This is a genomic window from Komagataeibacter saccharivorans (genome assembly GCF_003207825.1).
Lineage (GTDB): Bacteria > Pseudomonadota > Alphaproteobacteria > Acetobacterales > Acetobacteraceae > Komagataeibacter > Komagataeibacter saccharivorans.
In genome coordinates, this window is sequence record NZ_NKTY01000056.1 from 1 (window position 1) to 4,285 (window position 4,285).

General features: G+C 58.1%; 2 protein-coding genes, 1 tRNA gene and 1 pseudogene. 1 reads left to right on the forward strand and 3 read right to left on the reverse strand.

Annotation, left to right across the window (positions count from 1 at the left end; translation table 11 throughout):
* A partial coding sequence (locus CFR79_RS15045; protein ID WP_146220148.1) for a transposase occupies nt 1-234 on the reverse strand: 234 nt, incomplete at its 3' end.
* Nucleotides 235-376: 142 nt separating this feature from the next.
* Between CFR79_RS15045 and CFR79_RS15050 the strand changes: the two genes are divergently transcribed.
* Nucleotides 377-1,459 carry a hypothetical protein gene (locus CFR79_RS15050; RefSeq protein ID WP_110548430.1) on the forward strand — a complete coding sequence of 361 codons (1,083 nt, stop codon included), beginning with the start codon at nt 377-379 and terminating at the stop codon, nt 1,457-1,459.
* 344 nt (nt 1,460-1,803) lie between these two features.
* Here CFR79_RS15050 and recD2 read toward each other — a convergent pair.
* Nucleotides 1,804-3,909: pseudogene (gene recD2 / locus CFR79_RS15055) on the reverse strand (SF1B family DNA helicase RecD2).
* Between the two features lie 247 nt (nt 3,910-4,156).
* Nucleotides 4,157-4,233 (reverse strand) — tRNA-Met (locus tag CFR79_RS15060).
* Nucleotides 4,234-4,285 lie beyond the last annotated feature (52 nt).

The following is a 4,285-nucleotide window of genomic DNA, read 5'->3' on the forward strand; positions in this document are numbered from 1 at the left end:
TATCCGTTCGATGACGCCGCTTTCACACCAGCGGCGCAGACGCCGGTGCACGTTTTTCCAGTCCCCGAAACGGGCAGGAAGGTCGCGCCATGGAATACCCGCGCGATAGCGATACAGCACCGCCTCCACGAACAGACGGTTGTCCACCGCAGTGCCACCGACATAGCCTTCTCGACCGGGAAGAAGATCCTTTATCCGCTCCCACTGGTCATCGCGTAAACTATAGCGCCGCATCTGTCTGTCTCCCCCAAAAAACGGGAAAACAGTCAGCACACGCAGACACAAAGTACAACCCTCACGTGCCACACTCAGGGCTTAACTGACGACACGCCGTAATGATCTCAATGAAGAGATATACGCCCAACTGGGCGGAAAGTTGTCGATTGCTTGGTGTGAGGCGGAAATTTATGGCGCTTTCGCGTCCTCTCCAGGTCAAAGCGACAAGCCGCCGAAGCACACCATCACAGTGCGCTACGAGTTTGTGCGACAGGTGTGGCGTGACGCCGAACATTTGTGCGAGTTCTTGCGAAGCATTCCAGAAGGCCATGGGTACGACAAGCTCTATGATTTCTGGGGCGATCGCACGAAACTCCCCAGCTGCTTTAATAAAAAGGAACACGTCAGGAACATGTTCGTCGCAGCGATCACATGGGTGTATTTCCACGAGCTCGGCCACCTCATGCAAGAACATGGCATCATCCGCGACGAGTTCGGGCCGAGGGGAGATAAAGCTAAAAAAACTACTGAGGTCCACGATTGCGAAGTTACGCAAGGCAAACTCATTAATGGCCGAGAAGCGCTGGTCTCCCATGTTACAGAACTTGCCGCCGACTTTGAGGCAACGAACTTCTACGTCATAGAATTGATTCGACACTGCCTTAACCCTGACTTCGCCGACGACCACGAGCGGCCCGAAGTTTTTTCCGGCTTACTATACCTAATGGTGTGCGGCCTCTCTTTGGTCTTCTTCCGTTTCAACGGAAATAAGCCAATTCTTCCGATAGCAGCCGTTGAAGGCTCTCATCCTAATCCCTTGACTCGACTGGAACTTCTTATACCTCAGATCTTCGAAAAATTGGACCTAGACATATTTCGGACGGCGGCAGGTTACGCCTTAGATCGAAAGCAACTTGTCTTGCTTTGCACAAAGGCTGCTTTTTCGGCGACTCTGTATTGGTCGGTGACCCATACAGAAAACCACGAGTTTGACACTCGCTTCTTGCTGCACGGCATCATGTCCCGTCCAGCCACTCTGCAATACTTACAGCCAATCGTAGTGATTTGGGATGAAATGTTGCCCAAGATCAGGGCGGTGCGTCGCTTTGGCTCGCCCCGCGGTTTGATGTATTTTACGGATACGGCCAGATCGAGAATTAAAAGCGTGATTACTTGGGGCAGCGGTCCGGAAGCGAGCGCCACCGCCACTGCCCCCTCACCACTTGATGCAGCAACCTCGTAGATCTGCATCGGTCATGATTAGCTGCAGGATGCATCACCGCTATACAGTAGACATCGCTGAAGCTCCGGCGGCTCCGAATTGGCGGACACAATTTTGCACAAGCTGCGATCCACGTCAGCTATACGGCAGTGTGTTCTGGCGCTTCAACGTCCGAGAAGAGGCAATTCTGTTGAAAAAGTCGCGACAGAGCTGCTACGCAGCAATCAGGTTCGATATTGCAACATTTAGAATGCTGTAATCATGGGGAATTTTCATTCCTGATTGCATACGAAATCCTAACCGGACACCTCGACCTGACTTTTTCAACAGAATTAGGCGTAAGCCGACATGAAAGCATCGCTGCGTCATATCGCTCCCTGCACCAGCCACTCTTTCAGCTTCGACCATCGCCGCCTTCCGCCCTGATTACGCACGGCGATGGCCAGCGCCTTCTTCTGGCCCACCAGCACGACGAGTTTCCGGCCACGTGTCACCCCCGTGTAGAGCAGGTTCCGCGCGAGCATGGCGTAATGCTGCGTCACCAACGGGATGACGACGGCCGGATATTCCGATCCCTGGCTCTTGTGGATGGTCGTGGCGTAGGCCAGCACCAGTTCGTCCAGCTCGCCAAAGCCATAAACGACCTCCCGTCCATCGAATGAGACCGTCAGTTCACCCTCTTCGATATCGATCCTGTCGATAACGCCGAGATCGCCATTGAAAACATCCCGGTCATAATCGTTGGCGATCTGCATCACCTTGTCGCCCGGCCCATAGGTCCAGCCAAACCGCTCGACCTTCACCTCGCCTGGCGCGTTCAGCGCCTGCTGCAATTCGACATTCAGCGACCGTGCGCCAAGTCCACCCCGGTTCATCGGGCAGAGCACCTGCACGTCCCGAACCGGGTCCAGCCCGAACCGTGCCGGAATGCGGTCCCTCACCACAGCCAACAGCTTGCGCAGTCCGATCTCTGGGTCGGCCGCCTCCACGAAGTAGAAATCCGATCCCTCTTCCGCGCTCAGTTCGGGCATCCTGCTCTCATTGATCCGGTGCGCGTTGGTGATGATCCGGCTCTGCGCCGCCTGACGGAACACCTCGGTCAGCCGTACCACCGGTACGGCGCCCGAGCCGATGATATCGGCCAGCACCTGCCCCGGCCCGACCGACGGCAACTGGTCCACATCGCCGACAATCAGCAGCGCTGCGCTGTCAGGCAACGCGCGCAGCAGGGAGCGCATCAGAAGCACGTCGACCATACTGGCCTCGTCCACGACCAGCAGATCGCAGGTCAGCGGGTTAGTGTCATCCCGCTTGAAGCCGCCAGTCGCCGGATCCATCTCCAGCAGGCGGTGAACGGTCTTTCCTTCCAGTCCGGTGCTTTCCGACAGGCGCTTCGCAGCGCGACCGGTCGGCGCACAAAGCTGCACATCCGTACCCTTGGCCGTCACAATCTTCAGGATGGCATTGACCAGCGTGGTCTTGCCCACACCGGGACCGCCGGTGATCACCAGCACCTTGCTGCACAAGGCCAGGCGCACCGCCTCCTGCTGGCTGGGGGCGAGCGCAAGCCCGGTCTTGCATTCCACCCAGGTCATGGCCTTTTCAGCGTCGATCTCCGGCCAGGGCGGTCGACCGACGGTGCAGGCGCGCAACCGCTCGGCGATGCTCTGCTCGGCGCGATACAGGCCAGCCAGAAAGATGCAGTTTGTTTCGCCAACACTGTCGGCGACCACGTTGCCTGCTTCCAGTTCCAGCGTGAGGGCTGTCTCGATCAGAGGGTCGGCAACCTCCAGCAGTTCGGCCGTGCCGGTCAGCAGTTCCCCGACCGGCAGGCCGCAATGCCCTTCATCCATCGCCTCGCCAAGGGCGTAGGAGATCCCTGCCCGCACCCGGATCATGGCATCGGGCGCGATCCCCATCTTCCGGGCAATCTGGTCAGCGGTTTTGAATCCGATTCCCCGAATGTCCTTCGCCAGCCGATAGGGGTTCTCGCTGATCAGTCTGACCGCGTCCTGCCCGTAGGTCTTGAAGATCCGCACCGCCCGCGACGATCCTTTCAGCGCGTTTCGGGCCGATGCCCGTCACTTCCCGGAGACGGCCGGGCTCCTGTTCGATCAGATCGAACACGGCCTCACCGAACGCTTTCACCAGCTTCTTCGCATAGACGGGACCAATGCCACGGATCTGCCCGAACCGAGATAGCGTTCGATGCCCTCAACCGTGGTGGGTGGGCTGGCCTTGAGGAACTCCGCCTTGAACTGCAGCCCGTGGGTGTGATCGTTGAACCAGCGGCCCGACATCTGCACGAACTCGCCCGCCGAGATCATGGCGGCATGGCCGACAACGGTGACCAGGTCATGCTGCCCCCGCACCTTCACACGCAGGACGCAGAAACCATTTTCGGCGTTGTGGAACGTCACCCGCTCCACGAGGCCAGCCAGCGCCTCGGACGACGCAGCCGCGCCGCTCAACGGGACTCTCCTGCCTGCACGGAATCGAGAGGATCAGACACCATGATCCACCGTAACATGGGATCGCACCACTGACCGTAGCCGGGTTCCATCACACCAAACACGCGATCGTGAAACACCTGCGATCAGTAGTATCTACGCTGGAGTTTCACTCCCGTTTGCATCCTATGTGCATCCTGCGCGTGGACCAGAAACGCAAAAGGCCGCCCAATGGGCGGCCTAAGCGTTTGATATTATTTGGTAGTTTTGGTTGCGGGGATAGGATTTGAACCTATGACCTTCAGGTTATGAGCCTGACGAGCTACCGGGCTGCTCCACCCCGCGGTTGTTTGGGGAGACTGGAAGACCTGGCGGCGACCGACTTTCCCGTGCCTTA